23 protein-coding genes are annotated in these 26,335 nt (G+C 57.3%); 13 read left to right on the top strand and 10 right to left on the bottom strand.

Annotated features, from left to right (window positions below):
* Window positions 1-85 precede the first annotated feature (85 nt).
* Both uraA and ACWYRJ_RS01705 read left to right on the top strand, forming a co-directional pair.
* Entirely contained in the window at window positions 86-1,375 is a 1,290-nt protein-coding gene (gene uraA / locus ACWYRJ_RS01710; RefSeq protein WP_045399708.1) for a uracil permease, read from the top strand.
* A gap of 96 nt (window positions 1,376-1,471) precedes the next feature.
* Entirely contained in the window at window positions 1,472-2,173 is a 702-nt protein-coding gene (locus tag ACWYRJ_RS01705) for a DnaA inactivator Hda (RefSeq protein ID WP_211438414.1), read from the top strand.
* A 65-nt stretch (window positions 2,174-2,238) separates the two neighbouring features.
* Here ACWYRJ_RS01705 and arsC read toward each other — a convergent pair whose 3' ends face one another.
* The gene (gene arsC, locus ACWYRJ_RS01700) at window positions 2,239-2,595 is read right to left on the bottom strand and encodes an arsenate reductase (glutaredoxin) (RefSeq protein ID WP_455507300.1); all 357 of its coding nucleotides are present in this window, start codon (window positions 2,593-2,595) and stop codon (window positions 2,239-2,241) included.
* 18 nt (window positions 2,596-2,613) lie between these two features.
* On the bottom strand, window positions 2,614-4,077 hold the full coding sequence (gene bepA, locus ACWYRJ_RS01695; protein ID WP_455507299.1) for a beta-barrel assembly-enhancing protease: 1,464 nt from the start codon (window positions 4,075-4,077) through the stop codon (window positions 2,614-2,616).
* Between the two features lie 221 nt (window positions 4,078-4,298).
* Here bepA and ACWYRJ_RS01690 point away from each other — a divergent pair, with 221 nt between their 5' ends.
* The gene (locus ACWYRJ_RS01690) at window positions 4,299-5,363 is read left to right on the top strand and encodes an AI-2E family transporter (protein WP_033146172.1); all 1,065 of its coding nucleotides are present in this window, start codon (window positions 4,299-4,301) and stop codon (window positions 5,361-5,363) included.
* 95 nt (window positions 5,364-5,458) lie between these two features.
* On the opposite strand, the gene bcp is transcribed toward ACWYRJ_RS01690, so the two are convergent.
* Together bcp and ACWYRJ_RS01680 are read right to left on the bottom strand one after the other, a co-directional pair.
* Window positions 5,459-5,929: a thioredoxin-dependent thiol peroxidase gene (bcp, locus tag ACWYRJ_RS01685; protein ID WP_014171119.1), complete on the bottom strand. Its 471-nt coding sequence runs from the start codon at window positions 5,927-5,929 to the stop codon at window positions 5,459-5,461.
* Window positions 5,929-6,498, bottom strand: coding sequence for a glycine cleavage system transcriptional repressor (locus ACWYRJ_RS01680; RefSeq protein WP_023308758.1), 570 nt, complete (start codon window positions 6,496-6,498; stop codon window positions 5,929-5,931). Before ACWYRJ_RS01680 ends, bcp begins: the two co-directional genes overlap by 1 nt.
* 145 nt (window positions 6,499-6,643) lie before the next feature.
* On the opposite strand from ACWYRJ_RS01680, the gene dapA reads away from it, so the two are divergent.
* The 6 genes from dapA to ypfH all read left to right on the top strand — a co-directional run bounded on the left by dapA (window position 6,644) and on the right by ypfH (window position 13,098).
* A complete protein-coding gene (gene dapA / locus ACWYRJ_RS01675; RefSeq protein WP_008501633.1) occupies window positions 6,644-7,522 on the top strand; it encodes a 4-hydroxy-tetrahydrodipicolinate synthase in 879 nt (292 codons plus the stop codon).
* A 16-nt stretch (window positions 7,523-7,538) separates the two neighbouring features.
* On the top strand, window positions 7,539-8,573 hold the full coding sequence (bamC, locus tag ACWYRJ_RS01670; protein ID WP_111965182.1) for an outer membrane protein assembly factor BamC: 1,035 nt from the start codon (window positions 7,539-7,541) through the stop codon (window positions 8,571-8,573).
* A 109-nt stretch (window positions 8,574-8,682) separates the two neighbouring features.
* A complete protein-coding gene (purC, locus tag ACWYRJ_RS01665; RefSeq protein ID WP_008501631.1) occupies window positions 8,683-9,396 on the top strand; it encodes a phosphoribosylaminoimidazolesuccinocarboxamide synthase in 714 nt (237 codons plus the stop codon).
* A 120-nt stretch (window positions 9,397-9,516) separates the two neighbouring features.
* A complete protein-coding gene (ypfJ, locus tag ACWYRJ_RS01660) occupies window positions 9,517-10,383 on the top strand; it encodes a KPN_02809 family neutral zinc metallopeptidase (RefSeq protein ID WP_111965183.1) in 867 nt (288 codons plus the stop codon).
* Window positions 10,383-12,329 (top strand): tRNA(Met) cytidine acetyltransferase TmcA, encoded by a 1,947-nt coding sequence (locus ACWYRJ_RS01655; protein WP_455507298.1) that lies wholly within the window; start codon window positions 10,383-10,385, stop codon window positions 12,327-12,329. Before ypfJ ends, ACWYRJ_RS01655 begins: the two co-directional genes overlap by 1 nt.
* 73 nt (window positions 12,330-12,402) lie before the next feature.
* A complete protein-coding gene (ypfH, locus tag ACWYRJ_RS01650; RefSeq protein WP_149366401.1) occupies window positions 12,403-13,098 on the top strand; it encodes an esterase in 696 nt (231 codons plus the stop codon).
* 38 nt (window positions 13,099-13,136) lie between these two features.
* Here the strand turns inward: ypfH and ACWYRJ_RS01645 are convergent, their stop codons facing one another.
* The 3 genes from ACWYRJ_RS01645 to ACWYRJ_RS01635 are packed head-to-tail and all read right to left on the bottom strand — an operon-like array spanning window position 13,137 to window position 14,847.
* Window positions 13,137-13,334 (bottom strand): YpfN family protein, encoded by a 198-nt coding sequence (locus ACWYRJ_RS01645; protein WP_008501627.1) that lies wholly within the window; start codon window positions 13,332-13,334, stop codon window positions 13,137-13,139.
* 24 nt (window positions 13,335-13,358) lie between these two features.
* Window positions 13,359-14,486 carry a succinyl-diaminopimelate desuccinylase gene (gene dapE / locus ACWYRJ_RS01640; protein WP_136195540.1) on the bottom strand — a complete coding sequence of 376 codons (1,128 nt, stop codon included), beginning with the start codon at window positions 14,484-14,486 and terminating at the stop codon, window positions 13,359-13,361.
* Window positions 14,487-14,496: 10 nt separating this feature from the next.
* Window positions 14,497-14,847: an ArsC family reductase gene (locus tag ACWYRJ_RS01635; RefSeq protein WP_149366402.1), complete on the bottom strand. Its 351-nt coding sequence runs from the start codon at window positions 14,845-14,847 to the stop codon at window positions 14,497-14,499.
* A gap of 387 nt (window positions 14,848-15,234) precedes the next feature.
* On the opposite strand from ACWYRJ_RS01635, the gene ypfM reads away from it, so the two are divergent.
* Complete coding sequence (gene ypfM, locus ACWYRJ_RS01630; RefSeq protein WP_015572204.1) at window positions 15,235-15,294, top strand: protein YpfM; 60 nt, start codon at window positions 15,235-15,237, stop codon at window positions 15,292-15,294.
* A 108-nt stretch (window positions 15,295-15,402) separates the two neighbouring features.
* Here the strand turns inward: ypfM and acrD are convergent, their stop codons facing one another.
* Together acrD and narQ are read right to left on the bottom strand one after the other, a co-directional pair.
* Window positions 15,403-18,516, bottom strand: coding sequence for a multidrug efflux RND transporter permease AcrD (acrD, locus tag ACWYRJ_RS01625; RefSeq protein WP_455507297.1), 3,114 nt, complete (start codon window positions 18,514-18,516; stop codon window positions 15,403-15,405).
* Window positions 18,517-18,658: 142 nt separating this feature from the next.
* Window positions 18,659-20,353: a nitrate/nitrite two-component system sensor histidine kinase NarQ gene (gene narQ, locus ACWYRJ_RS01620; RefSeq protein WP_149366404.1), complete on the bottom strand. Its 1,695-nt coding sequence runs from the start codon at window positions 20,351-20,353 to the stop codon at window positions 18,659-18,661.
* A gap of 152 nt (window positions 20,354-20,505) precedes the next feature.
* On the opposite strand from narQ, the gene aegA reads away from it, so the two are divergent.
* The 3 genes from aegA (at window position 20,506) to ACWYRJ_RS01605 (ending at window position 24,290) form a co-directional block, all read left to right on the top strand.
* Window positions 20,506-22,485, top strand: a complete 1,980-nt coding sequence (gene aegA, locus ACWYRJ_RS01615; RefSeq protein ID WP_455507296.1) for a formate-dependent uric acid utilization protein AegA — start codon at window positions 20,506-20,508, stop codon at window positions 22,483-22,485.
* Between the two features lie 66 nt (window positions 22,486-22,551).
* On the top strand, window positions 22,552-23,145 hold the full coding sequence (gene nudK, locus ACWYRJ_RS01610; RefSeq protein WP_111965191.1) for a GDP-mannose pyrophosphatase NudK: 594 nt from the start codon (window positions 22,552-22,554) through the stop codon (window positions 23,143-23,145).
* Between the two features lie 101 nt (window positions 23,146-23,246).
* Window positions 23,247-24,290 carry a DUF1176 domain-containing protein gene (locus tag ACWYRJ_RS01605; protein ID WP_249576246.1) on the top strand — a complete coding sequence of 348 codons (1,044 nt, stop codon included), beginning with the start codon at window positions 23,247-23,249 and terminating at the stop codon, window positions 24,288-24,290.
* Between the two features lie 42 nt (window positions 24,291-24,332).
* Here the strand turns inward: ACWYRJ_RS01605 and tkt are convergent, their stop codons facing one another.
* Window positions 24,333-26,321: a transketolase gene (gene tkt / locus ACWYRJ_RS01600; RefSeq protein ID WP_111965193.1), complete on the bottom strand. Its 1,989-nt coding sequence runs from the start codon at window positions 26,319-26,321 to the stop codon at window positions 24,333-24,335.
* Between the last annotated feature and the right edge of the window lie 14 nt (window positions 26,322-26,335).

Raw genomic sequence — 26,335 nt, 5'->3', positions numbered from 1 at the left:
CGAATAACGATAAATAAGCCGACTTTGATAGTCGGCTTTTTTTTGAATAAAACACCAACAACAATACTACTCAGAGGAAAACACTATGACGCGCCGTGCTATCGGGGTGAGTGAAAGACCGCCGCTTTTACAGACTATCCCGCTTAGTTTGCAGCACCTGTTCGCCATGTTTGGCGCAACCGTGCTGGTGCCAATCCTGTTCCACATTAACCCGGCAACCGTGCTGTTGTTCAACGGCATCGGTACGTTGTTGTACCTCTTTATCTGTAAAGGCAAAATCCCGGCGTATCTGGGGTCAAGCTTCGCCTTTATCTCGCCGGTTCTGCTGCTGCTGCCGTTGGGTTATGAAGTCGCGCTGGGCGGCTTTATCATGTGTGGCGTCCTGTTCTGCGTGGTGTCCTTCATTGTGAAGAAAGCCGGTACCGGCTGGCTGGACGTGATGTTCCCGCCTGCGGCGATGGGCGCCATCGTTGCGGTCATCGGTCTGGAGCTGGCGGGCGTCGCGGCGAATATGGCCGGTCTGCTGCCTGCTGACGGCCAGTCACCGGATTCCAAAACCATTATCATCTCGCTGGTAACGCTTGGCGTAACGGTGTTTGGTTCCGTCCTGTTCCGCGGCTTTATGGCGATCATCCCGATCCTGATCGGCGTGCTGGCGGGCTACGCGCTCTCCTTCGCGATGGGCGTGGTGGACACCACTCCGATTGCCGAGGCGCACTGGTTCGCGCTGCCAACCTTCTACACCCCTCGCTTCGAATGGTTTGCGATTTTCACCATTCTGCCTGCGGCGCTGGTGGTGATTGCGGAGCACGTCGGCCACCTGGTGGTGACGGCGAACATCGTTAAGCGCGATTTAATCCGCGACCCGGGTCTGCACCGTTCCATGTTTGCGAACGGTTTCTCCACCATTATCTCCGGTTTCTTTGGCTCAACGCCAAACACCACCTACGGTGAGAACATCGGCGTGATGGCGATTACCCGCGTCTACAGTACCTGGGTTATCGGCGGCGCGGCGATCATCGCCATTCTGCTCTCCTGCGTCGGCAAGCTGGCGGCAGCGATTCAGATCATCCCGGTGCCGGTGATGGGCGGCGTGTCTCTGCTGCTGTACGGGGTAATTGGTGCCTCCGGTATTCGCGTGCTGATTGAATCCAAAGTGGATTACAGCAAGGCGCAGAACCTGATCCTGACCTCAGTAATCCTGATTATCGGCGTGAGCGGCGCGAAGGTGCACATCGGTGCGGCCGAGCTGAAGGGCATGGCGCTCGCGACCATCGTCGGCGTTGGCCTGAGCCTGATCTTCAAGCTGATCTCGGTGATCCGCCCAGAAGAGGTGGTACTGGACGCTGACGAAAGCGAAAAAGCGTCACATTGATCGAAAAGTCGGGCGAGGGATCGCCCGGTTCTCTCCTTGCAGGTTCCGTGTTAAACTCCTTTCCGATTTTACGTAGGATCTCTGGTTGAGGTATTTCTGAACGGACCGGCACAGCTCTCTCTGCCACTTTATCTCCCTGACGACGAAACTTTCGCGAGTTTCTGGCCGGGTGATAACCCCTCTTTACTGGCTGCACTGCAAAACGTGCTGCGCCAGGATCACAGCGGATACATCTATATCTGGTCACGCGAAGGCGCGGGGCGCAGCCATCTGCTGCATGCCGCCTGCGCGGAGCTTTCAGCGCGCGGTGATGCAGTAGGCTACGTGCCGCTGGATAAACGTACGTGGTTCGTGCCTGAGGTGCTGGAGGGAATGGAACATCTCTCGCTGGTCTGCATTGATAATATCGAGTGCGTGGCGGGGGACGAGCCGTGGGAAATGGCGATCTTCAACCTCTACAACCGCATCCTGGAGTCGGGCAAAACCCGGCTGCTGATCACCGGCGATCGTCCACCGCGACAGCTGAATCTGGGGCTGCCGGATCTGGCGTCTCGTCTGGACTGGGGGCAAATCTACAAGCTCCAGCCGCTGTCGGATGAAGATAAGCTTCAGGCGCTACAGCTGCGCGCAAAACAGCGCGGATTTGAGCTGCCGGAGGACGTGGGACGTTTCCTGCTCAAGCGTCTGGATCGCGAAATGCGCACGCTGTTTGACACGCTCGATCAGCTCGATCGCGCCTCCATTACCGCCCAGCGCAAGCTGACCATTCCATTTGTGAAAGATATTCTCAAGCTTTGAGTTTTTTGCCGGGAGGCGGGCGGGGTTTGTAGGCCCGGTAAGCGCAGCGCCACCGGGCTAAACCATCATAGGATCTCGAGCACGTCTTCCGGCGGACGTCCAATGCGCGCCTGGCCGTTCGCCACCACAATCGGGCGCTCAATCAGCTTTGGATTTTGAACCATCGCCTGGATCAGCTCAGCCTCGGTGAGACGGCTGTCATCCAGGTCGAGCGACTTATACAGATCTTCTTTCTGACGCATCAGCTCTCTAGCGCTGCCCATTCCCAGCATGCGCAGCAGCTGGCGGAGGGTTTGCGCGTCAGGTGGTGTATCAAGGTAAAGCACCACTTCCGGCTCAACGCCGTTAGACTTCAGCAGGCTCAGGGTATCGCGGCTCTTGGAGCAGCGAGGGTTGTGATAGATTTTTACGGCGTCTGTCATGACGTGAATTCTCCTTTATTACATCTTCTCGTACGGCTTAAAGCGCTGCTGCAGGCCGCGAAGCTGATCGATACGCGCGTCGTAACGGGCCTGCTGTAGGCTACCAAGCTTGACCTGCGAGCTGGCGCTGCTGAGCGCGGAAATCGCCTGATTGAGGCGGCCCACCAGGGCAAAGCCTTCGGCACGCGCCGCAAGCTCCTGATCGCGGTTGCCGAGCTGGGCTTCCGCCTGAGCGAGCAGATCCCAGCCGTTTTGATCGTCTTTATTATTAAAGGTGTAGCGGTTCAGGATAGTCGCCGCTTCACCCGGCTGGCCGCCCTGCAGGTAAGCATTCGCCAGGTTAAGCTGCAGCACCGGGTTGGTACGGACATCTTTCGCCCCTTTCAGACGGTTAATCGCATCGGCGGTTTTCTTCTGCCCCAGATCGATATCCGTCGAAAGATCGAGATACCACGGGTTGTTCGGGTCGGCAGCCAGAAGCGGTTGCAGCGCTTTACGCGCCTCGTCGTATTTGCTGGCTTCCATCGCCTGAAGCGCCTGACCATACTGCGCGGCGTTTTTCTCACGCACGTTGCCTTTCGCCAGGGTATCCAGCAGGTCACTGGTGAGCTGGTTACGCCCGGAATTGTACATTCCAAGCGTTCTCACTTTCGCCATGTAGAAATCCTGCGAAGACTGGACCACCACAGGACGCATCTGGTTTGCACGGTTACGCGCGTCCGATAGTCGGCTTTCAGGCAGCGGGTGCGTCAGCAGGATTTCCGGCGGACGGGAAGAGTAACGCGCCTGATCGAGCAGTTTTTCCAGGAAGCTCGGCATGGCCTGCGGGTCAAAGCCCGAGCGCTGCAGCACCTGAATCCCGATGCGGTCCGCTTCCTGCTCGTTTTGTTGGGTGAAGCTGATCATCCCCTGACGCGTTCCCGCCAGCGTACCGGTCAGGGCCGCCATCCCGGCCTGCGGGCTGGCCATCGCCAGCAGAATAGAGCCCAGTGCACCCACCCAGGTGAGGGGAGCGTTACGTTTCTGGTCTTCCATCGCACGCGCCAGGTGACGCTGTGTGACGTGCGAAATTTCGTGCGCCATTACCGAGGCCAGCTGGCTTTCGTTGTCTGAATAACGGAATAACGCTGAATGCAGCACCACGTTACCGCCAAAGAAGGCGAAGGCGTTGATTTCGTCATTATTGATTAAATAGAAATGGAAGGGGGTCTTTACCGAGTCGGCGTGCGCTACCAGACGCATCCCCAGCCCGTTTATGTACTGCACCAGCAAAGGGTCGTTGATCAGCGGGGCGCTGCCGCGCAGTTGGCGAACATAGTAATCCCCCATTTGCATCTCTTGCCCAATAGAGAGCGTGCTTCCTGCTGTGGTGCCCATGTCCGGCAATGAATCGGACGAGTCAGCAAAAGCGGGCAACACCTGACCGACCGTCACCGCGGCAATCAGTGTTGCAACCAGTGTTTTTCTCAATTGCCTGAACATAACCACTGTCCTGTATGTTGGATGTGCTAATTTGACCGATGAACCGGCATATCGTTCATCTCTGCTGCCCTGCGAGTGTAGCCGTGTTGTAGCATGAAGAAAATCCCATTCATCAGGGTTTTGCGGATTGCGATCGGGATACAAAAAGCGAAAGTCTTTTTTGTGACAGTTAGATACAATTCACCGTCTCACTCCCGCCATTCGATTCAGGGAAGGGTTGTATGCTCGAAATGTTAATGCAGTGGTACCGGCGTCGGTTCAGCGACCCGGAGGCCATTGCTTTGTTGGTTATTCTGGTTGCCGGGTTCGGTATTCTGTTCTTCTTCAGCGGCCTGCTCGCCCCTCTGCTGGTGGCGATTGTGCTGGCATACCTGCTGGAGTGGCCCACGGCGCGTCTGGAACATATCGGCTGTTCCCGCCGCTGGGCGACCAGCATCGTGCTGGTGCTGTTTGTCGGCATCCTGCTGTTAATGGCTTTTGTGGTGATGCCGGTCGCCTGGCAGCAGGGAATTAACCTGATCCGCGACATGCCCGGCATGCTGAACAAGCTGTCTGATTTTGCCGCCACGCTGCCGCGCCGTTATCCGGCTCTGATGGATGCCGGAATTATCGACGCGATGGCCGAAAATATGCGCGCTCGCATCATGACGATGGGTGATTCGGTGGTGAAGTACTCTCTGGCGTCCCTGGTCGGACTGCTGACGCTGGCGGTTTACCTTGTGCTCGTGCCGCTGATGGTCTTCTTCCTGGTGAAAGATAAAGATCAAATGCTCAACGCCGTGCGCCGTATTCTGCCGCGCAACCGCGGGCTGGCGGGGCAGGTCTGGGAAGAGATGAACCAGCAGATCACCAACTACATTCGCGGCAAGGTGCTGGAGATGATTGTCGTGGGGGTAGCGACCTGGATTGGCTTCCTGATTTTCGGCCTGAACTACTCGCTGCTGCTGGCGGTGCTGGTGGGACTGTCGGTTCTGATCCCGTACATAGGCGCGTTTGTGGTGACCATTCCGGTTGTTGGGGTCGCGCTGTTCCAGTTTGGGCTGGGGACAGAGTTCTGGAGCTGCTTCGCGGTGTACCTGATTATTCAGGGCCTGGACGGTAACCTGCTGGTGCCGGTGCTGTTCTCCGAAGCGGTGAACCTGCATCCGCTGGTGATTATCTTATCCGTGGTGATTTTCGGCGGGCTGTGGGGATTCTGGGGCGTGTTCTTCGCCATTCCGCTGGCAACGCTGATTAAAGCCGTGGTCCACGCGTGGCCGGATGTACCGGCGGTGGAAGAGAAGTAGTTTTGAGCGGCCTGATGTCCTCACCCCGACCCCTTCCCACGGGGAGAGGGAGGAAACACGAAAAACGGCAACCTGGGTTGCCGTTTTGCTGTTTATCAGGCGCTTTGTTTCAGCCAGTTCAACACCACGTCGTGGTGGTTGCTGGTTTTGAAGTCGTCAAACACGTGTTCAACTTTACCGTCAGCGTCAATCAGGAAGCTGATGCGGTGGATGCCGTCGTAGGTTTTACCCATAAACGTCTTCTCGCCCCAGACGCCGAACTGCTCGCATACCTGATGATCTTCATCAGAAAGCAGCGTGAAGTTCAGCAGCTCTTTTTCAGCAAATCGTGACAGCTTTTCTGGTTTATCGGTGCTGATACCCAGCACTTCCACGCCGACTTTTTTCAACTCGTCCATGTTGTCGCGTAAGCCGCAGGCCTGTACGGTGCAGCCGGGGGTCATGGCTTTCGGGTAGAAATAGACCAGAACACGCTGTCCCTGGAAGTCGGTCAAATTTACTTGCTCGCCGTCTTGATCCGGTAAGCTAAATTTCGGTGCGATGTCACCGGCTTTCAGTGGGTTCATTACTCAACTCCATCCTGTTCGTGCTGCGAATAATTGACGACGCTTATACTGCCCTGCGCGTTTAATTCTGTACAGAGGGCTTTGAACGCTTGCTCGATATTTGACGCATCCTGTGAGGCAGGGCTGTGCGCGGTAATTTGAATAAACAGCACCGGAAGACCATGGTCATCGCTTGTCTGCGTACGGGAAACCAGTTCGGCAATATTCATCTGATGACTGTCAAAAAGCGCCGTGAAACGCTCAATCAGATGCGGAGAATCAGGCACTTCAACCTGTACCCAGACGGTAGAAGGCAGTGCCGGACGCGGACGCGCAGTGGTGCGCTTCATGACAATCAGCAAATCCAGTTCGGCCCCTTTCAGCGGCAGGGTCGATTCAATCAACGTGATGGCGTTCCATGTCCCGGAAAGTAACATAATAAATGTGAACTCTTCGCCGAGCATCGCCAGACGGCTGTCTTCGATATTACAGCCGCAGCTGCTTACGTGGCGGGTGATGGTGTTCACGATACCCGGCCTGTCGGCACCCAGCGCAGTGATAACCAGGTAATGTTGTGATGAGGTTGTCAAACCTGTTCTTCCTTTGCATGGTTAAGTCTTCCTAAGGAAAGCATAAAAAAAACATGCATACAACCGCCTGAGAGCCTCAGGTCGCTTGCTTTTATTACAGTTCCAAACGTAACATTGAGGCTCTTGTTCGCACAGAGGATGGCTCATGTTCACGGGAAGTATTGTCGCGCTTGTTACACCGATGGATGAAAAAGGTAATGTCTGCCGGTCAAGCATGAAGAAGCTCATTGATTACCATGTCGCCAACGGAACCTCGGCGATCGTTTCGGTAGGGACTACCGGTGAATCCGCAACGCTGAGCCACGACGAGCACGGCGATGTGGTGATGCTGACCCTGGAACTGGCTGACGGACGTATTCCGGTCATCGCGGGCACAGGGGCTAATGCAACAGCAGAAGCTATCAGCCTGACCAAACGTTTTAACGACAGCGGCATCGTTGGCTGTCTGACGGTGACTCCTTACTACAACCGTCCTACTCAGGAAGGTTTGTTCCAGCACTTCAAAGCCATCGCTGAACATACTGACTTGCCACAAATTCTGTATAATGTGCCGTCCCGTACCGGTTGCGATATGCTGCCGGAAACCGTTGGTCGTCTCTCGGAAGTAAAAAATATTATCGGTATTAAAGAGGCGACAGGGAACTTAAGCCGCGTTCATCAGATCAAAGAGCTGGTTTCAGACGACTTTATCCTGTTGAGTGGTGATGATGCGACCGCGCTGGACTTTATGCAGCTCGGTGGCCATGGCGTGATCTCCGTAACGGCAAACGTTGCGGCGCGCGACATGGCTGAAATGTGCAAACTGGCCGCAGCAGGTCATTTTGATGAAGCGCGCGTCATTAATCAGCGTCTGATGCCGCTGCACAATAAATTATTTGTCGAACCCAATCCGATCCCAGTGAAATGGGCATGCAAGGAGTTGGGTCTTGTAGCAACCGATACGCTGCGTCTGCCAATGACACCGATCACCGACCACGGTCGTGATATCGTCAGGGCTGCGCTGAAGCATGCCGGTTTGCTGTAAAGTTTAGGGAGATTTGATGGCTTATTCAGTACAGAAGTCGCGCCTGGCGAAGGTTGCGAGTGTTTCGCTTGTTATGCTGCTCGCTGCCTGTAGTTCAGACTCGCGCTACAAGCGCCAGGTGAGCGGTGATGAATCCTATCTGGATGCGACCCCGCTTGCTGAACTTCACGCACCGGCTGGTATGATCCTGCCGATTCAGAACGGCGATTATAATATTCCCGTGACCAACGGCAGCGGCCTGGTCGGTAAAGCGCTTGATATTCGTCCGCCAGCACAGCCTCTGGCGCTGGTTAGCGGGGCGCGTACCCAGTTCACCGGTGATACGGCGTCTCTGATGGTTGAGAGCGCGCGCGGTAGCAATCTGTGGCCGCAGGTTGTCAGCGTCATTCAGTCGAAGAACTACACCATCGATAAACGCGATGACGCCAGCCAGACGTTAACCACCGACTGGATCGAATGGAACCGTCTGGATGAAGACCAGCAGTACCGTGGTCGCTATCAAGTCTCCGTTAAACCACAGGGTTATCAGCAGGCGGTCAACGTTAAGCTGTTGAACCTGGAGCAGGCGGGTAAACCGGTTGCGGATGCCGCGTCCCTGCAGCGTTACAGTACCGAAATGTTGAACGTGATTGCCGCAGGTCTGGATAAGACCGCTACCGATGCCGCCAACGCTGCGCAGAGCCGTAACGGTGTGACCTTCGATGTTCAGAGCGGCGCGGATGATACCGGCCTGCCAATGCTGGTGGTGCGTGCACCGTTTAACCAGACCTGGCAACGTCTGCCAGCGACGCTGGAAAAAGTGGGCATGAAAGTGACCGACAGCACGCGTTCAACCGGCAGCATGACGGCAACCTATAAGCCGCTCTCCGACAGCGCGTGGCAGGAACTGGGCGCGAAAGATCCACAGCTTGCCTCCGGTGACTATAAGATTCAGGTAGGTGACCTAGATAACCGCAGCAGTCTGCAGTTTATCGATCCAAAAGGTCACACGCTGACCCAGTCGCAGAACGATGCGCTGGTCGCTGTCTTCCAGGCCGCATTCAGCAAATAAATACGAGGGCTGGTGAATCCAGCCCTTTTTATTTTAGTGCCACGCAAACGTGTGCGTGGCATAATATCCCCAGTTTTGAACACAAATCATCACACCAGGAGTAATGAAGATGCAGAAGCAAGCTGAGTTGTATCGTGGCAAAGCGAAGACCGTATACAGCACGGAAAACCCGGATCTGTTGGTGCTCGAGTTCCGCAATGATACGTCAGCAGGGGATGGCGCACGCATTGAGCAGTTCGATCGTAAAGGCATGGTGAACAACAAGTTCAACCACTTCATTATGACCAAACTGGCCGAAGCGGGTATCCCGACCCAGATGGAAGCGTTGCTGTCCGATACGGAATGTCTGGTGAAAAAACTGGATATGGTTCCGGTTGAGTGCGTTATTCGTAACCGTGCGGCGGGCTCCCTGGTGAAGCGTCTCGGCATTGAAGAAGGTATCGAACTGAATCCACCGCTGTTCGACCTGTTCCTGAAAAACGATGCCATGCACGATCCGATGGTCAATGATTCCTACTGCGAAACCTTCGGCTGGGTGAACAAAGAGAACCTGGCGCGCATGAAAGAGCTGACCTACAAAGCCAACGACGTGCTGAAAAAACTGTTTGATGACGCGGGCCTGATCCTCGTCGACTTCAAGCTGGAGTTTGGTCTGTTCAAAGGCGAAGTGGTGCTGGGCGATGAGTTCTCACCAGACGGTAGCCGCCTGTGGGATAAAGAAACGCTGGATAAAATGGACAAAGACCGTTTTCGCCAGAGCCTGGGTGGCCTGATTGAAGCGTACGAAGCGGTTGCTCACCGTTTAGGCGTTAAGCTCGACTAACTCCCTCACTTGCCAAAGGATGTTCGCATCCTTTGGCGTCTTACCTTTGTTTCCTATGGTAATCTTGCCGTTAACCGCCTACGATCATAGCTATTATAAATGGAATAGTTAGAGGTGGTTATGCGCTGGCAAGGGCGTCGTGAAAGTGACAATGTAGAAGACAGACGCAGTGATGGCGGCGGCGGTCCTTCAATGGGTGGACCCGGCTTCCGGTTACCCAGCGGTAAGGGCGGCATCATCCTGCTGATTGTGGTTTTAGTCGCGGGTTATTACGGCGTTGACCTCACAGGGTTGATGACCGGTCAGCCGCTGCAACAGCAGCAATCTCAGCACTCCATCAGCCCGAATGAAGATGAAGCGGCCAAATTTACCTCCGTTATCCTCGCCACAACGGAAGACACCTGGGGTCAGCTGTTTGAGAAGATGGGGCGTACCTACCAGCAGCCGAAGCTGGTGATGTACCGGGGCGCAACCCGCACCGGATGCGGCACCGGACAGTCCGTGATGGGTCCGTTCTACTGCCCGGCAGACGGCACCGTCTATATCGATCTCTCCTTTTACGATGACATGAAACGCAAGCTTGGCGCTGACGGTGATTTTGCCCAGGGCTACGTTATCGCGCATGAAGTCGGCCATCACGTGCAAAAGCTGCTGGGGATTGAGCCTAAGGTGCGCCAGCTGCAGCAAAATGCCTCGCAGGCAGAAGTTAACCGACTGTCCGTCAAAATGGAGCTGCAGGCGGACTGCTTCGCGGGCGTCTGGGGCCACAGCATGCAGCAGCAGGGCGTTCTGGAATCCGGCGATCTTGAAGAGGCGTTAAACGCCGCTCAGGCTATCGGTGACGACCGTCTTCAGCAGCAGAGCCAGGGGCGCGTCGTACCGGACAGCTTTACTCACGGTACCTCACAGCAGCGCTACAGCTGGTTCAAACGCGGCTTCGATAGCGGCGACCCGGCGCAGTGTAATACCTTCGGCAAAGCGATGTAATGCTGGCGTTTGAACAGCTGATACGCGAGCTTGAGCGCACCGGCCATCGTCGGCTGGTGGTGCTCAGCGGCGAGGCGCAGTGGACGTTAACCCAGGCGCTTGCCCTGCGTGCTGCCTTGCCCGGAGACTGGGTAAGGCTTGACGAACACCCTTCAAAAGCCATCAGCGGCCTGCTGGGACGCGAGTTCCGGCATGCTGTTTTTGACGCCAGCGCCGGGTTTGATGTCGCCGCGTTTGCCGCCCTGAGCGGAACGCTGAGTGCCGGAAGCCTTCTGGTGCTACGAGTTCCGCCACTCGACGCGTGGGCCGGGTTGCCAGACAGCGATTCACTGCGCTGGAGCGACAGCGCGGAAGCAATAGCCACGCCGCATTTTGTCCACCATTTCTCCCGGACGATTGCAGCCGATCCCGACGCGATTGTCTGGCTTCAGGGCCGCGCGTTATCCCTTCCGCCTTTACCCGGCGCGCCAGACTGGCAGCCTGCCAGCGGCGCCCCGCAGCGCGAGCAGGCTGAGATCCTGGATGTGCTGCAGGGGATGTCGGGTGGCATCGTGGCCGTCACCGCCGCGCGCGGGCGCGGAAAATCAGCCCTGGCAGGAATGTTGCTGAGCCGCATTGCTGGCAGCGCCGTGGTTACCGCGCCGTCGAAGGGGGCAACGGATATCATCGCCCGCTTTGCCGGAGAGCGTTTTCATTTTATGGCCCCGGACGCGCTGCTTGCCTCTTCGCGCCAGGCAGACTGGCTGATTGTTGATGAAGCCGCTGCGATCCCCGGACCTCTGCTGGAAAAGTTAGTTGCCCGTTTCCCCCGCGTGCTGTTGACCACCACGGTGCAGGGCTATGAAGGGACGGGCCGCGGATTTTTGCTTAAATTCTGCGGTCGGTTTGCCGGGCTGCAGCGCTACAGCTTATCTACACCTGTACGCTGGGCGGCGGGCTGCCCGCTTGAGCGTATCGTCGCCAGCGCGCTGCTGTTTGACGATACGCTGATCGACCGTCGCCCTGAAGGAGAGGTGCATTTAACGTCTCTGGCGCCGACGGCATGGGAAAGCCGCCCGGCGCTTGCCGCGAGCGTGTATGAGCTCCTCTGTGCGGCGCATTACCGCACCTCGCCGCTCGATTTGCGCCGCATGATGGACGCGCCCGGGCAGCAGTTTGCCGTTGCCGAAACGAACCCGGTTATCGCCGGGGCGCTATGGCTGGTGGAGGAGGGCGGGCTGTCCCCTGAGCTTAGCCGCGCCGTGTGGGCGGGGTTCCGGCGTCCGCGCGGGAACCTGGTGGCGCAGTCTCTGGCGGCACACGGCGGCTCTCCGCTGGCGGCGACGCTCAGAGGACGGCGGGTGACCCGCATTGCCGTGCACCCTCGCCGTCAGCGGGAAGGGATTGGCCAGGCGCTTGTTCGCAGCGCCTGCGGCGAAGATTATCTGTCGGTGAGCTTTGGTTACACCGATGAACTTTGGCATTTCTGGCAGCAGTGCGGCTTTGTGCTGGTGCGGATGGGCAGCCATCGTGAAGCCAGCAGCGGCTGCTACACGGCGATGGCGCTGCTGCCGCTTAGCGAGGCAGGGCGTCGGCTGTGCGCGCAGGAACATCAGCGTTTGTGCCGGGATATGCGCGTCCTGTCTGCCTGGAACGGTGAAAAGATCCCCGTGGAAGACCGATGGGAAGCTACCCTTAATAGTGACGACTGGCTGGAGCTGGCGGGGTTTGCTTTTGCACATCGGGCGTTTTCAACCTCGGTTGCCGCGCTGACGCGGCTGTTGTTAGCCGTGGACATGCCTCTTCCGGCCCTGCGTGGGAAAATGGCAGGAAAAACGGAAGACGTCGGGCGAAAAGCGTTGCTGGCAAAGCTGCGCAGTGAAACCGCGCAAGCGCTTGAAAGCCTTGATTATCCCCGCTGCCAGCAGTTGAAAGATGACATTTTGCAATGGCAATTTTTTCAATGACTTCTTCAGTAAAGTGGCATGGTCATTCACGTCGGGAGGCGTAGAATCCAGGTCATCTATTAAGGAGACCACCATGAAACACGATCATTTTGTTGTTCAAAGCCCTGACAAACCGGCTAAACAGTTACTGCTTCTGTTTCATGGGGTTGGCGATAATGCCGTCAATATGGGGCAGATTGGCAGCTGGTTTGCGCCCGTTTTCCCCGAAGCGCTGATTGTCAGCATCGGTGGCGTAGAGCCATGCGGCCCGAACGGGCGCCAGTGGTTCTCGGTTCAGGGCGTGACGGAAGAGAACCGTCAGGCGCGCATTGACGCCATCATGCCGACCTTTATCGAGGTCGTCCGCTACTGGCAGCAGCAGAGCGGTGTAGGAGCCGATGCCACCGCGCTGATTGGCTTCTCGCAGGGGTCAATCATGTCGCTGGAAAGCGTAAAGGCGCACCCGGGTCTGGTGTCACGGGTGATTGCGTTTAACGGCCGTTTTGCGACGTTACCGACGAGCGCGACCACGCAAACCACGATCCACTTAATCCACGGCGGTGAAGACCGGGTGATTGAGCTCTCGTATGCGGTTGACGCGCAGGAAGCGTTGATTCGCGAAGGCGGAGATGTGACGCTGGATATCGTTGACGATCTGGGCCACGCGATTGACGACCGCAGCATGCAGTTTGCGCTCGATCGTTTGCGCTATACCGTACCGAAGCACTACTTTGATGAAGCGCTCAGCGGCGGTAAGCCGGATAATGATGATATTGTTGAGTTTATGTGAGGTTATCCCCTCTCCACAGGAGAGGGGATACAGACCGGTTACTTCTTCTGGTCTTTCTTCGGCCAGTCGTCATCATCGTCCCACTTGTCGTTGAAATCACGGTGCGGGGGAAGATCCGGTTTGTTGGCGAGAAATTTTTTATGGTCCACGCGCTTAAGGTCTTTAATCACGTTAAGCAGTACGCCGACCAGAAAAACCAACACCAGAACCCACCAGTACTTTGAAAGCCAATCCATTCGCTATTCCTCTCAGAGCGTTCGTCAGGCGACGATTTGCTCCATAATACGTTGATACATACGGGCCAGCAGTTGCAAATCTGCCGCATTGACACACTCATTTATTTTATGAATGGTTGCGTTCACTGGCCCCAGTTCGACAACCTGTGCACCCATACGGGCGATAAAGCGTCCGTCTGAGGTGCCACCCGTTGTCAGCAGCTGTGGCTTAATTTCATTATAGTGCTCGATGGCGTTCACCACCGCATCCACCAGTTTGCCGCGCTGCGTCAGGAACGGCTGGCCGGAAAGCCACCACTCCACGGTGTAGCGCAGTTGATATTTTTCCAGCAGGGCGACAACGCGCGCCTTGATCATCTCATCGGTCAGTTCCGTGCTGAAGCGGAAGTTGAACTGGACGAAGTAATCCCCCGGGATCACGTTATTGCTTCCGGTCCCGGCCTTGACGTTCGCAATCTGCATGCTGGTCGGCGGGAAGAACTCGTTGCCCTTATCCCACTCAATCGCCACCAGCTCGCTCAGCATTGGCGCGGCGCGGTGGACCGGGTTATCGGCCAGATGCGGATACGCAACGTGCCCCTGAACGCCGTGAATGGTCAGGTTACAGGTCAGCGAGCCACGGCGTCCGTTTTTGACGACGTCACCCACCACTTCGGTGCTGGACGGCTCACCGACCAGGCAGTAGTCGAGACGCTCGTTGCGTGCCATCAGCGCTTCAACAACCTTCACGGTACCGTTGTGCGCGCTGGCTTCTTCGTCGGAGGTTACCAAAAACGCGAGACGGTTTTTGTGGTTCGGATGCTGCGCCACAAAGCGCTCTGCCGCCACGACCATCGCCGCCAGAGAACCTTTCATGTCTGCCGCGCCGCGACCAAACAGCATGCCGTCGCGAATGGTCGGTTCAAACGGTGGGTTAATCCAGCGGTCCGCGTCACCGGCGGGAACGACGTCAGTATGCCCGGCGAAGGCCAGCGTTTCGCCCTGTCCGCGCCACGCCCAAAAGTTCTGGGTATCGCCAAAATCCATGCGTTCAACGGTAAAACCGATGGCACGCAGGCGTTCAATCATAAGAGCCTGACAACCTGCGTCGTCCGGGCTAAGGGAAGGACGGCGAATAAGCTGCTGAGTCAGCTCAATGACCGGGCATGACATAAACTACACCTCAACGAAAAAAGTCGGAATAAAGGGTTTCACTGAAACCCAGCAGCATAGGCTGCCCTGGCGCGCAGAGCAATGGGCGTTTGATAATTGCCGGCATCTCGAGCATCAGTTTTGCCGCGCTGTCGGCATCGGTGATGCTGGCGCGCAGAGATTCGTCCAGTTTACGCCAGGTGGTGCCACGGGTGTTCAGCAGAGCTTCCCAGCCCAGTTCGCGGATAGCGCTATGCAGAAATTCTGCATCAAGCCCATCGGCGCGGTAATCGTGGAAGCGGTACTCCACGCTGTTAGCTTCCAGCCATCGACGGGCTTTTTTGATGGTGTCGCAATTTTTAATGCCGTACATCACAACCATGGTGAATCCTTTTGACCTTATGATGATTAAATGTTCAGTAAATTCGAAGATATATCCTTAAGTGGAATATAACACATTCAGGAATCGTCTGGATTTACACTTTATATTAATTCAACTCACATCTGTACGCTGAATATTCTTTCACCATTTAAGCATAGATGTCCATAAAATTTAAAAACCCAATAAACTCAGCAAATAAAATAAATCTCACCCATCCGTAGGGTTATTTCAAAATATTGCTGGCCGTCACAAAAAATTGAGGTCTCACCGTTCATATTTATCATAAATCCCCGCAGGACGTGGGGTACAATCACAGCAATTGGTTAAATAGTCTTCACAATGATGGCCCGTTTTTGTAGAATGCGCATAATAATAAGAGAGGTAGTTATGATTGAACGTGAACTGGGGAACTGGAAAGATTTTATCGAAGGCATGCTTCGTAAATGACATTCAGTAAGAATTGCAAGAGCACTAAAATAAGTAAAATAACCATAGTGTGAATTAATCACACAATAAAAAGGCGGCCGATAAAGCCGCCTTTTTTATTTCAATCACTTACTCAGCACGTTCCTTTAGCGGGAAGCGACGACGCACCAGCACAAAGAATAGCGGAACGAAATAAATGGCCAGGATGGTGGCCGAAATCATGCCGCCCATGACCCCCGTCCCGACGGCATGCTGGCTGCTGGAGCCTGCTCCCGTACTGGTTGCCATCGGCAGTACGCCAAAGACAAACGCCAGTGACGTCATCAGGATCGGGCGTAAGCGCTGACGGCAGGCGTGCAGCGTGGCCGCCATCAGCTCGTGGCCTTTGGCATTCATCTCGTTGGCAAACTCAACGATCAGAATGGCGTTTTTCGCCGACAGCCCAATCACGGTGAGCAGACCCACCTGGAAGTAAACATCGTTCTCCAGACCGCGCATCCAGGTCGCGAGCAGGGCACCAATGACGCCAAGGGGCACGACCAGCATGACGGAGAACGGGACCGACCAGCTTTCATACAGGGCGGCGAGGCAGAGGAAGACCACCAGCAGAGAGAGTGCGTAAAGCGCGGGAGCCTGTGCCCCGGAGAGGCGCTCCTGGTAAGACATGGCCGTCCACTCCAGACCAAAACCGGCGGGCAGCTGTTGCACCAGTTTTTCCATAGTGTCCATGGCGGTACCGGTGCTGACGCCCGGCGCGGCTTCCCCGACGATTTCAACCGCAGAGTAGCCGTTATAGCGCTCCAGGCGTGGCGATCCGCTCTCCCAGTGCGAAGTCGCAAAGGCAGAGAACGGCACCATGCCGCCAGCGTTATTCCTGACAAACCAGCGGTTTATATCATCCGGCAGCATGCGGAACGGCGCGGCGGACTGGACATAGACTTTTTTCACGCGGCCGCGATCCATAAAGTCATTCACATAGCTCGAGCCCCACGCCGTTTGCAGGGTATCGTTGATATCGTTGATCGACACGCCCAGCGCCTGCGCCTTACGCTGATCGATATCCACCTGAAGCTGCGGGCTGTCATCCAGACCGTTATGGCGAACGCGGGTCAGGCCGGGATCGTTGCCCGCCAGCGCTAACAGCTTATCGCGTGCCGCCATCAGCGCCGTGTGTCCCGCACCGGCGTGATCCTGCAGCTCCATGTCAAACCCGGCGGAACTGCCAAGGCCGCTGATTGCCGGCGGGCTGCTGGCAAAGACGCGCGCCTCTTTGATGTGCGCGAAGGCTTTGGTCGCGCGTTCAATGATGGCAAATGATGTTCCCGTTCTGGTATCGCGCTCGTCCCAGTCCTTCAGGCGGACGAACATGCGGGCGACGTTCTGCCCGTTCCCGCCCGGCCCGGAACCGACGGTAGAGAAGACGGATACGACGTTATCTTTCTCTTTAGTAAAGAAATACTGCTCCACTTTCTGGACCACTTTCAGCGTCTGCTGCTGCGTTGCGCCGCTCGGCAGCTGCACCGAGGTGGTGAACATCCCCCGGTCTTCCATCGGCAGGAACGAGGTGGGCAGGTGCAGGAACAGCCACACCATCCCGCCCAGCAGCACGACGTAAACCATCATCCAGCGCAGGCTGCGGTGGAGTACACGCCCAACGGCAGATTCATACCGCGCGGCGTTGCGGTCGAACATGCGGTTAAACCAGCCGAAGAACCCTTTCTGCCCGTGATGCTCCCCTTTATGCAGCGGTTTCAGCAGGGTGGCGCACAGCGCGGGGGTGAGGATCAGCGCGACCAGCACGGAGAGCACCATCGCCGAGACGATGGTGATCGAGAACTGGCGATAAATCGCCCCGGTGGTGCCGCCAAAGAAGGCCATCGGGATAAAGACAGCCGACAGTACCATCGCGATACCGACTAGCGCCCCCTGAATTTGACCCATGGATTTACGCGTTGCCTGGCGCGGAGAGAGCCCTTCTTCGCTCATGATGCGCTCGACGTTTTCAACCACTACGATGGCATCATCCACCAGCAGGCCGATTGCCAGCACCATCGCAAACATCGTCAGGGTATTAATGCTGTACCCGAACGCGTAAAGCACCGCAAAGGTCCCAAGCAGCACCACGGGGACTGCAATGGTGGGGATCAGCGTCGCGCGGAAGTTTTGCAGGAACAGGTACATGAACAGGAACACCAGCGCGATGGCTTCCAGCAGGGTCTTCACCACGTCCTCGATCGACGCTTTAACGAAGGAGGTGGTTTCATAGGCGACTTTGTACTCCAGCCCGTGCGGGAAATACTGTGACAGCTCATCCAGACGGTCCAGCACCAGTTTCGCCGTGGCCATTTCGTTTGCGCCCGAGGCAAGCTTTATCCCCAGACCGGAGGCCTGATTGCCGTTAAAGCGGCTCAGGTAGTCGTATTTTTCCGCCCCCATTTCCACCGTGGCGACATCGCCCAGACGCACTTCCGACCCGTCCTGATTCACGCGCAGGGTGATATTGCGGAACTGGTCCGGCGTCTGCAGCAGGGATTGCGAATTGATGGTGGCGTTCAGGGCTTGCTTATCAACGGAAGGCGTTCCCCCCAGCTGTCCCACCGCAATCTGGGCGTTCTGGGCTTTGATGGCATTCGTTACGTCGGTCGCCGTCATCTGATAGCTGTTGAGCTTGTTGGGATCGAGCCAGATGCGCATGGAGTATTGTGAGCCGTAGGCGTCAATATCCCCGACGCCGTTAATCCGGCTGATGGGATCCTGAATATTACTGGCGACGTAGTCCGCGATGTCCTGTTTATCCATTGAGCCATCTGTCGAGACAAACGCGATGGTCAATATGTTGGTATCACCGGTTTTACGCACGGTTACGCCCTGGTTCTGCACCGCCTGGGGCAGCTTGCGCATGGCCGACTGCAGCTGGTTTTGGACCTGCTGCACCGCTTCGTCCGGGTCGGTGCCCGCCTTGAAGCTCAGGGTCACCGTCGCCTGTCCCGTGGCGCTACTCTGCGAGGACATGTACATCAGGTTATCCAGACCCGTCATGTTCTGCTCGATAACCTGCGTGACGGTATTTTCCAGCGTCTGTGCCGACGCGCCGGGGTAGTTTGCGGTGACGCGCACGTTCGGCGGAGCCAGGTCGGGGTATTGCTCAACGGGAAGTGAAGTAATCGCCAGGACGCCTGTCAGACACAACAGGATGGCAAGCACCCAGGCAAAAATGGGGCGATCGATAAAAAAATTCGCCATGAAAGTGTGACCTCGTTTTGCTGCACGTCATTATTGTTTATTGCCCGCATAACTTTAGCGGTAAGGCCCAGGTCAAACGTGGAGAAATAAAGGAGATAATGTAAATTATCATGCGCTTTTCCCTGCGCTTCCCTCTTTACCGTTATTTACCCGTTAACGGCGTGGGCGCCGGAAACGTCACGCTGACCAGCGTGCCGCCGTTTTGCGGCTGCGAGAAGTGCAGCATCCCGCCGAGCCGTTGCGCGCGTTCGCGCATAATATTCAGGCCGTAATGTCCCGGCGGCTCGCTGGCCTCGCCAATCCCAATGCCGTTGTCACGAATGCTGACGCTGTGCGTCCCGTCCACTGAGGTCACGCAGCTTACGGTGATCTCGCTGGCCTGCGCGTGCTTAATGGCATTCAACACCGCCTCACGCACGATCTGTAACAGGTGCACCTGCTTTTGCGCGTCGAGCGCCAGCGAGGAGAGGCGGCAGTCGAGATGCAGTTTCGCCTGCGTCTGGCTCTGCAGCACGTCGAGGGACTCCTGCAGCGCCGCGGGTAAGTTCGCGTGGTTCAGCGTCAGGCGGAAGGTGGTCAGCAACTCGCGCAGCTGCTGCCAGGCATTGTTCAGCTCGCGGGAGAAGTCGGTGATAATGGTCTGCGCCGGGGTATTTTCCTCGGGCACGGCGCGTTTGAGCAGCGCAAGCTGAATGCGTAGATACGACAGCACCTGCGCCAGCGAATCGTGCAGTTCGCGGGCAATGGTGGCGCGCTCTTCCATCAGGAGCAGCTGCTGGTAGTGCTTTTGCGCCTGGTTAAAGTACAGCCCGCGCCCGAGCATGGTCGCCACGCTTCTCATCAGCGGAAGGGGGACGCTGTCCGTCTCGCTTTGCCAGCGCAGCTCGCCGTAAAGGGTATCCTGCATCAGTACCGGCAGGTTTTGCAGAGGAGTGCCATGTGCCTCCGTCCCTTCACACAGCCGCCAGTCGTCGCTGGTGCGCAGTTCCAGATAATTCATCTGCGTATAGTCATGGACAATCTGCAGGATATGCCGGAAGCAGTGGCTGTCTATCTGGCCGGTATTCAGCGCCTGAGAGCACTTGAACAACATGTCGAGCTGCTGGTGGGCTTCATGCAAATGTCGCGTCTTTTCAGCGACCGAGGCTTCGAGAGAACGGTAGAGCGTATCCAGCTCGGCTGACATGTGGTTAAAGGCGCGCGAAAGCTGGCCCAGCTCGTTCGGCAGGGCGCTATCCGGCGCAGGCGTGGCAAACTCGCCGCGCTCAATGCGTTCGCTGGCCGCCACCAGGTTATTCAGCGGTAGCACCACCTGGCGGCGGATGCGTCGCAGGGTAAACAGCGTCAGCAGCAGGATCCCGAGTGCGCCAGCCAGCGAGAGCAGGGTGACCGTCTGAATTTTATGTTCAGTGTAGTGCTGCAGGGCGAGCACAAAGGCATCAATGCGGCCGACAAAATCTTCAATATTGCGTTGATACCACGCGCTGTCGCCGCGGGCGATGCGCGCATCCATCTCCTGCCAGGCCACATGAAGCTGCTGATATCGTGCTTTAACATTGTCGGGGACGTACCAGCGGTTCAGCTTTTGCAGGGCAGGCGCGCCGAGCGTCTGTTGCCAGCTCTCGCGATGTGCCGCAAGAGAAGGGCTGTTGCGCTGCATCTCGTAACCCATGCGATAGCTCTGCATGCGCAGCGAACCGGCGATATTGATGGCTTCGGCATCACGCTGGCTGCTTGCCAGCGTCAGCAGCGCGACGGTGCTGGTCAGCACGGACAGGGCTATGATCGAAAAGAAAGCCCAGGCAAGGCTTCCGGAAACGGGTCGTTTAACGGTCACAGAACGGCTCTCTGAATAAAATTGATCTGCCACAGGTTCACTGGAAATAATTGGGCGCTTCAGGCATTTGAACGTTGCCCGATCGCACCGTGATGCGTAAATACCATACTCTTATAAAGAGAAAGGTTATTGAACCAAAAACAGGTGTGGTTATGAATCGTTTTATTATGGCTAACAGCCAGCAGTGCATTGGGTGTCACGCCTGCGAAGTGGCCTGCGTGATGGCGCACAACGATGAGCAGCATGTCCTGAGCGAGCGCCATTTTCATCCGCGTATCACGGTCCTGAGAGCTGGCGAGAAAAGCCGCCCCGTGACCTGTCATCATTGCGAAAACGCGCCCTGCGCGCAAAGCTGCCCGAACGGCGCCATCAGCAAATGCGATGACAGCGTACAGGTGAATCAACAAAAATGCATCGGCTGTAAGGCCTGCGTGGTGGCCTGCCCGTTTGGCACGATGGAGATTATCGTCACCCCGCTAGACAACGGCAGCGTGAAGGCTTCGGCGAATAAATGCGATCTTTGTCTGACGCGTCCACACGGCCCGGCCTGTATCGAAAATTGCCCGGCGGATGTCCTCACCCTGGCGACGCCTGCCGTGCTGGATAAGCTGGTGAAATCACGCCGACAGCGCACGGCCTGCCTGGAGGCGCAGCCCTGGCATGATTCGGAGGCCGTCGGCGTGGACGCGCCGCGTACCAAACTGCAGCAGATGCAGGCGACGGCGCCACGCGGCGAGCCCGACAAGCTAGCTGCCGCAGAACGCGTGGGCCATTTTAACGAAATTTACCTGCCGTTTCGGGCCGAACAGGCCGTTCGCGAGGCGTCGCGCTGCCTGAAATGCGGAGAGCACAGCCTTTGCGAGTGGACCTGCCCGCTGCACAACCACATTCCGCAGTGGATCGAGCGCCTCAACGCGGGAGATATCGCCGGCGCGGCCGAGCTTTCTCATCAGACCAACTGTTTACCTGAAATTACCGGCCGCGTCTGCCCGCAGGATCGATTATGCGAGGGTGCCTGCACAATACGTGAAGAGGCAGGATCCGTGACCATCGGCAACATCGAGCGCTATATCTCCGATCGGGCGCTGGCGATGGGCTGGCGGCCGGATATGTCCGCCGTCACGCCGTCAGGTAAACGAGTCGCGATCGTCGGCGCGGGGCCTGCCGGGCTGGCGTGCGCTGACGTGCTGGCGCGCCGCGGCGTGAGCGTGACGATCTATGACCGGCACCCGGAAATTGGCGGATTGCTGACCTTCGGCATCCCGGCGTTCAAGCTGGACAAATCGCTGCTCGCGCGGCGCAGAGAGATATTTACCGCGATGGGGATCCGCTTCGAGCTTAACTGCGAGGTGGGCCAGGACGTGTCGATGTCGCAGTTAAAGCACGATTACGACGCCCTGTTTATTGGCGTGGGAACCTATCGCTCGATGAAGGCAGGTATCCCACATGAAAACGCGCCAGGGGTCTACGACGCGCTGCCTTTCCTGGTGGGCAACACGCGCCATGTTATGGGGCTGGAGGCAACGGCCAGCGAACCATACATCGACACCCATGGTTTAAACGTGGTGGTGCTTGGTGGGGGCGATACCGCGATGGACTGCGTCCGAACCGCGTTACGCCACGGTGCGGCGAAGGTGACCTGCGCCTATCGTCGGGATGAGGCCAACATGCCGGGCTCGAAGAAAGAGGTGAAGAACGCCAGAGAAGAGGGGGCGGCGTTTGAATTTAACGTCCAGCCGGTTGAGCTAACGCTGGATCCGAACGGAAAGGTCAACGGTATCCGGATGCTGCGTACCGAGCTCGGAGAGTCGGATGCGCAGGGACGGCGGCGACCGGTTCCGGTGGCGGGCAGCGAGTTTGTGATGGCCGCGGATGCGGTCATCATGGCGTTTGGTTTTAACCCGCACGCGATGCCGTGGCTGCAGGCGCAGGGTGTCGAAACGGATGACAGGGGGCGGATCGTGGCCTCGGTCGAGAGCCGTTACCGTTACCAGACGACCAACCCGCAGATCTTCGCCGGGGGCGATGCGGTACGCGGCGCGGATCTGGTGGTGACCGCAATGGCGGAAGGACGCCATGCCGCGCAAGGGATCCTCGACTGGTTTGGGGTTAACGCGCCAAAACATCATTAAACCGGCGGGCGACAAAGCAGGATTCACGGCGTAGTATAGGACGACTCATTGTGTTGTGGAGCCCGTATGACCCTGAAAATTGACGTTATCAAAGACAAAATTCTTTCTGAAAACTACTTTGTCCTGCGTAACATCACCTATGATCTTACACGTAGCAACGGTGAGGTTATCCGCCACAAACGCGAGGTCTACGACCGCGGCAACGGAGCGACCATTCTGCTCTATAACCGTGACAAGCAGAGCGTAGTGCTAATCCGTCAGTTCAGGGTGGCGACATGGGTTAATGGCAACCCTGATGGACGTTTGATTGAAACCTGCGCGGGCCTGCTCGATGACGATGAGCCGGAAGTTTGTATCCGCAAAGAGGCCGTGGAAGAAACCGGCTTCGAAGTGGGTGAGGTCAAAAAGGTCTTCGAGCTGTTTATGTCTCCGGGCGGCGTAACGGAAATTGTGCATTTCTTCATTGCCGAATACAGCGACGCCCAGCGCACGCACCGGGGCGGTGGCGTAGAGGATGAAGATATTGAAGTGCTGGAGCTTCCTTTTACCCGGGCGCTGGAGATGATGCGTTCAGGCGAAATCAGGGATGGTAAGGCAGTGATATTACTGCAGTATTTACAGACGACCGGGTTGATGAACGCTGCTTTCGAGCGGATGTAGTGCATTTTTCGGGTATATCTGATAAATCCGATTGAGCAACCCCGCCGGGAACACGAAGATACTGCCCAGTTAAGCGTTTTCGTTCCGGGATTGTGTCATTCATGCGCTACAGCGTCTTTTTGTTTTACCTGTTTTGTGTGCTCCTCGCGCCGCAGGTGCGGGCTGCACCTGCGCAGCAAGCCTTCTCTGACTGGCAGGTAACCTGCAATAACCAGAATTTTTGCCTTGCACGCAACACGGGTGAACACCGTGGTCTGGTCATGACGCTCACCCGTAGCGCCGGGGCGAAAACGGATGCCACTCTGCGTATCGATCTTGGCGGTCTTGATACTCCCTCGATCAAAGAGCCAGAGATTGCCCCCCGGCTGCTGCTGGATAGCGTTCCTCTGAAGCTGGACAAACAGCGCTGGCAGCTCACGCCATGGCATCTGAAAACGGACGATGCGGCCACCATCACCGCCTTTCTGAAAAATATCCAGGAAGGGAAGGCCCTGACTCTGCGCGGCGGTAAGCAGGTCATTTCACTGACCGGGCTTAAGGCCGCACTACTGTTCATTGATGCGCAGCAAAAGCGCGTCGGCAGCGAAACCGCGTGGATCAAGAAAGGTGACGATCCGCCGTTAAGCGTTCCGCCTGCACCCGCCTTAAAAAAGGTGGCGGTCGTCAATCCGACCCCGACGCCACTCTCCCACGCCGAACTGAACGACCTGCTGGACTATGGTACCGGACGGATGAACAGCAGCCAGTGCTCGCTGGATCCTAACCGCCGGGAAGTGCGCGTCACCGCGTTAACCGATGAGAAAGCGCTGCTGATCGTCAGCTGCGAGGCGGGGGCCTATAACACGGTCGATCTGGCGTGGCTGGTATCACGTAAAAAACCGTTCACCGCACGCAGCGTCAGGCTTCGTCTGCCGTTTACGCCGTCAGGCGACGGGAGCGGAATGGAGTTGATGAATGCCAGCTTCGATGAAAAGACGCGCGAGCTGACAACGCTGGCGCTGGGGCGCGGTTTGGGCGATTGCGGAGTCCAGACGCGCTGGCGTTTTGACGGACAGCGATTCCGCCTGGTGCGCTACGCCGAGGAGCCCAGCTGTGATAACTGGAACGGGCCAGATGCCTGGCCCACGCTCTGGATCACGCGCTAGTTTTGCCCGGTAAGCGTAGCGCCACCGGGCACGCAGACCGCGCTACAGCACGCTTAACGCCTTCTCAACCACGTTCTCAACGGTAAAGCCGAAGTACGGGAACAGCTTGTCGGCAGGGGCGGACTCACCGTAGCCCCTCATGCCGACAATCGCCCCTTTCAGACCCACATATTTGTACCAGTAGTCGGCAATACCGGCTTCCACCGCCACGCGCGCTGCGACGTTTGAGGGCAGTACCGATTCGCGGTACGCCTCATCCTGGGCATCGAAAATATCCGTAGAAGGCAGGGACACCACGCGCACCGCGTGGCCTTCGGCGGTCAGTTTCTCCGCCGCTTTCACCGTGATTTCCACCTCGGAGCCGGTGGCAATCAGGATCACGTCCGGCTTGCCGCCGCTGTCCTTGAGGATGTAGCCGCCGCGGGCGATGTTTTTCACCTGCTCCGGAGTACGCTCGATCTGCGCCAGGTTCTGTCGTGACAGAATCAGTGCCGTTGGGCCATTGTGGCGTTCTACCGCCAGCTTCCAGCCCACCGCAGCTTCGACCTGATCGCAGGGACGCCACGTGCTGAAGTTCGGCGTCAGGCGCAGGCTCGCCAGCTGTTCAACCGCCTGGTGGGTGGGGCCGTCTTCTCCCAGACCGATGGAGTCGTGGGTATAGACCATAATCTGCCGCGCCTTCATCAGCGCTGCCATGCGCGCCGCGTTACGGGCGTACTCGACGAACATCAGGAAGGTGGCGGTGTAGGGCACGAAGCCGCCGTGATGGGCGATGCCGTTGGCAATCGCGGTCATCCCGAACTCGCGCACGCCGTAGTGGATATAGTTCCCGGCGATATCCTCTTTCAGCGATTTCGAACCCGACCAGATAGTCAGGTTACTCGGCGCCAGATCCGCCGATCCGCCGAGCAGTTCGGGCAGAAGAGGGCCGATTGCATTCAGGGTATTTTGCGACGCCTTACGGGTGGCGATTTTCGCCGGGTTGGACTGCAGATTTTCAATCAGCGCCTGGGTTTTATCGTCCCAGTCTTCCGGCAGACCGCCGCTCATGCGGCGGGAAAACTCGGCCGCAAGTTCAGGATGCGCTTTTTTGTAGGCGGCAAATTTATCGTTCCATGCGTGCTGCGCTTTCTCACCCTCTTCGCGTGCATCCCATGCCCGGTAGATCTCTTTCGGGATCTCAAACGGCGGATGTTTCCAGCCCAGCTTCTGCCGGGTCAGCGCCACTTCCTCCTCGCCCAGCGCCGCGCCGTGCGCCTCTTCTTTACCCGCCTTGTTCGGCGAGCCGAAGCCGATCGTGGTGCGGCAGATAATCAGGGACGGTTTGTCCTTCACGCTTTGCGCTTCCTGAATCGCTTTTTTCACCGCCTCCGGGTCGTGGCCATCGATCTCATGCACCACGTGCCAGTGGTAGGCTTCGAAGCGTTTTGCCGTGTCGTCGGTAAACCAGCCTTCGGTTTCCCCGTCGATGGAGATGCCGTTGTGATCGTAGAACCCGATCAGCTTGCCGAGCCCCAGGGTGCCCGCCAGGGAGCAGACCTCATGGGAGATCCCCTCCATCAGACAGCCGTCACCCATAAACACGTAGGTGTAGTGATCGACAATCTCGTGGTCCGGTTGATTGAACTGTGCCGCCAGCGTGCGTTCGGCAATCGCCAGCCCGACCGCATTTGCCAGCCCCTGGCCGAGCGGCCCGGTGGTGGTCTCCACGCCTGGCGTATAGCCGATCTCCGGGTGCCCCGGGGTTTTGGAGTGCAGCTGGCGGAAGTTTTTCAGCTCCTCAAGCGGCAGATCGTAGCCGGAAAGGTGCAACAGGCTGTAGAGCAGCATTGAGGCGTGACCGTTGGAGAGAATAAAGCGGTCGCGATCGTACCAGGTGGGGTCATTGGGGTTGTGCTTCAGAAAGTCGTTCCACAGTACTTCGGCAATATCAGCCATGCCCATCGGCGCGCCGGGGTGGCCGGAATTGGCTTTCTGCACGGCATCCATGCTGAGGGCGCGGATGGCATTGGCTAGCTCTTTACGGGACATAGTTCACTCCGTGG

The sequence above is a fragment of the Enterobacter sp. genome, assembly GCF_977039595.1.
The sequence above is the reverse complement of the archived record's forward strand: the minus strand, read 5'-3'. Positions and strand labels throughout refer to the sequence as shown.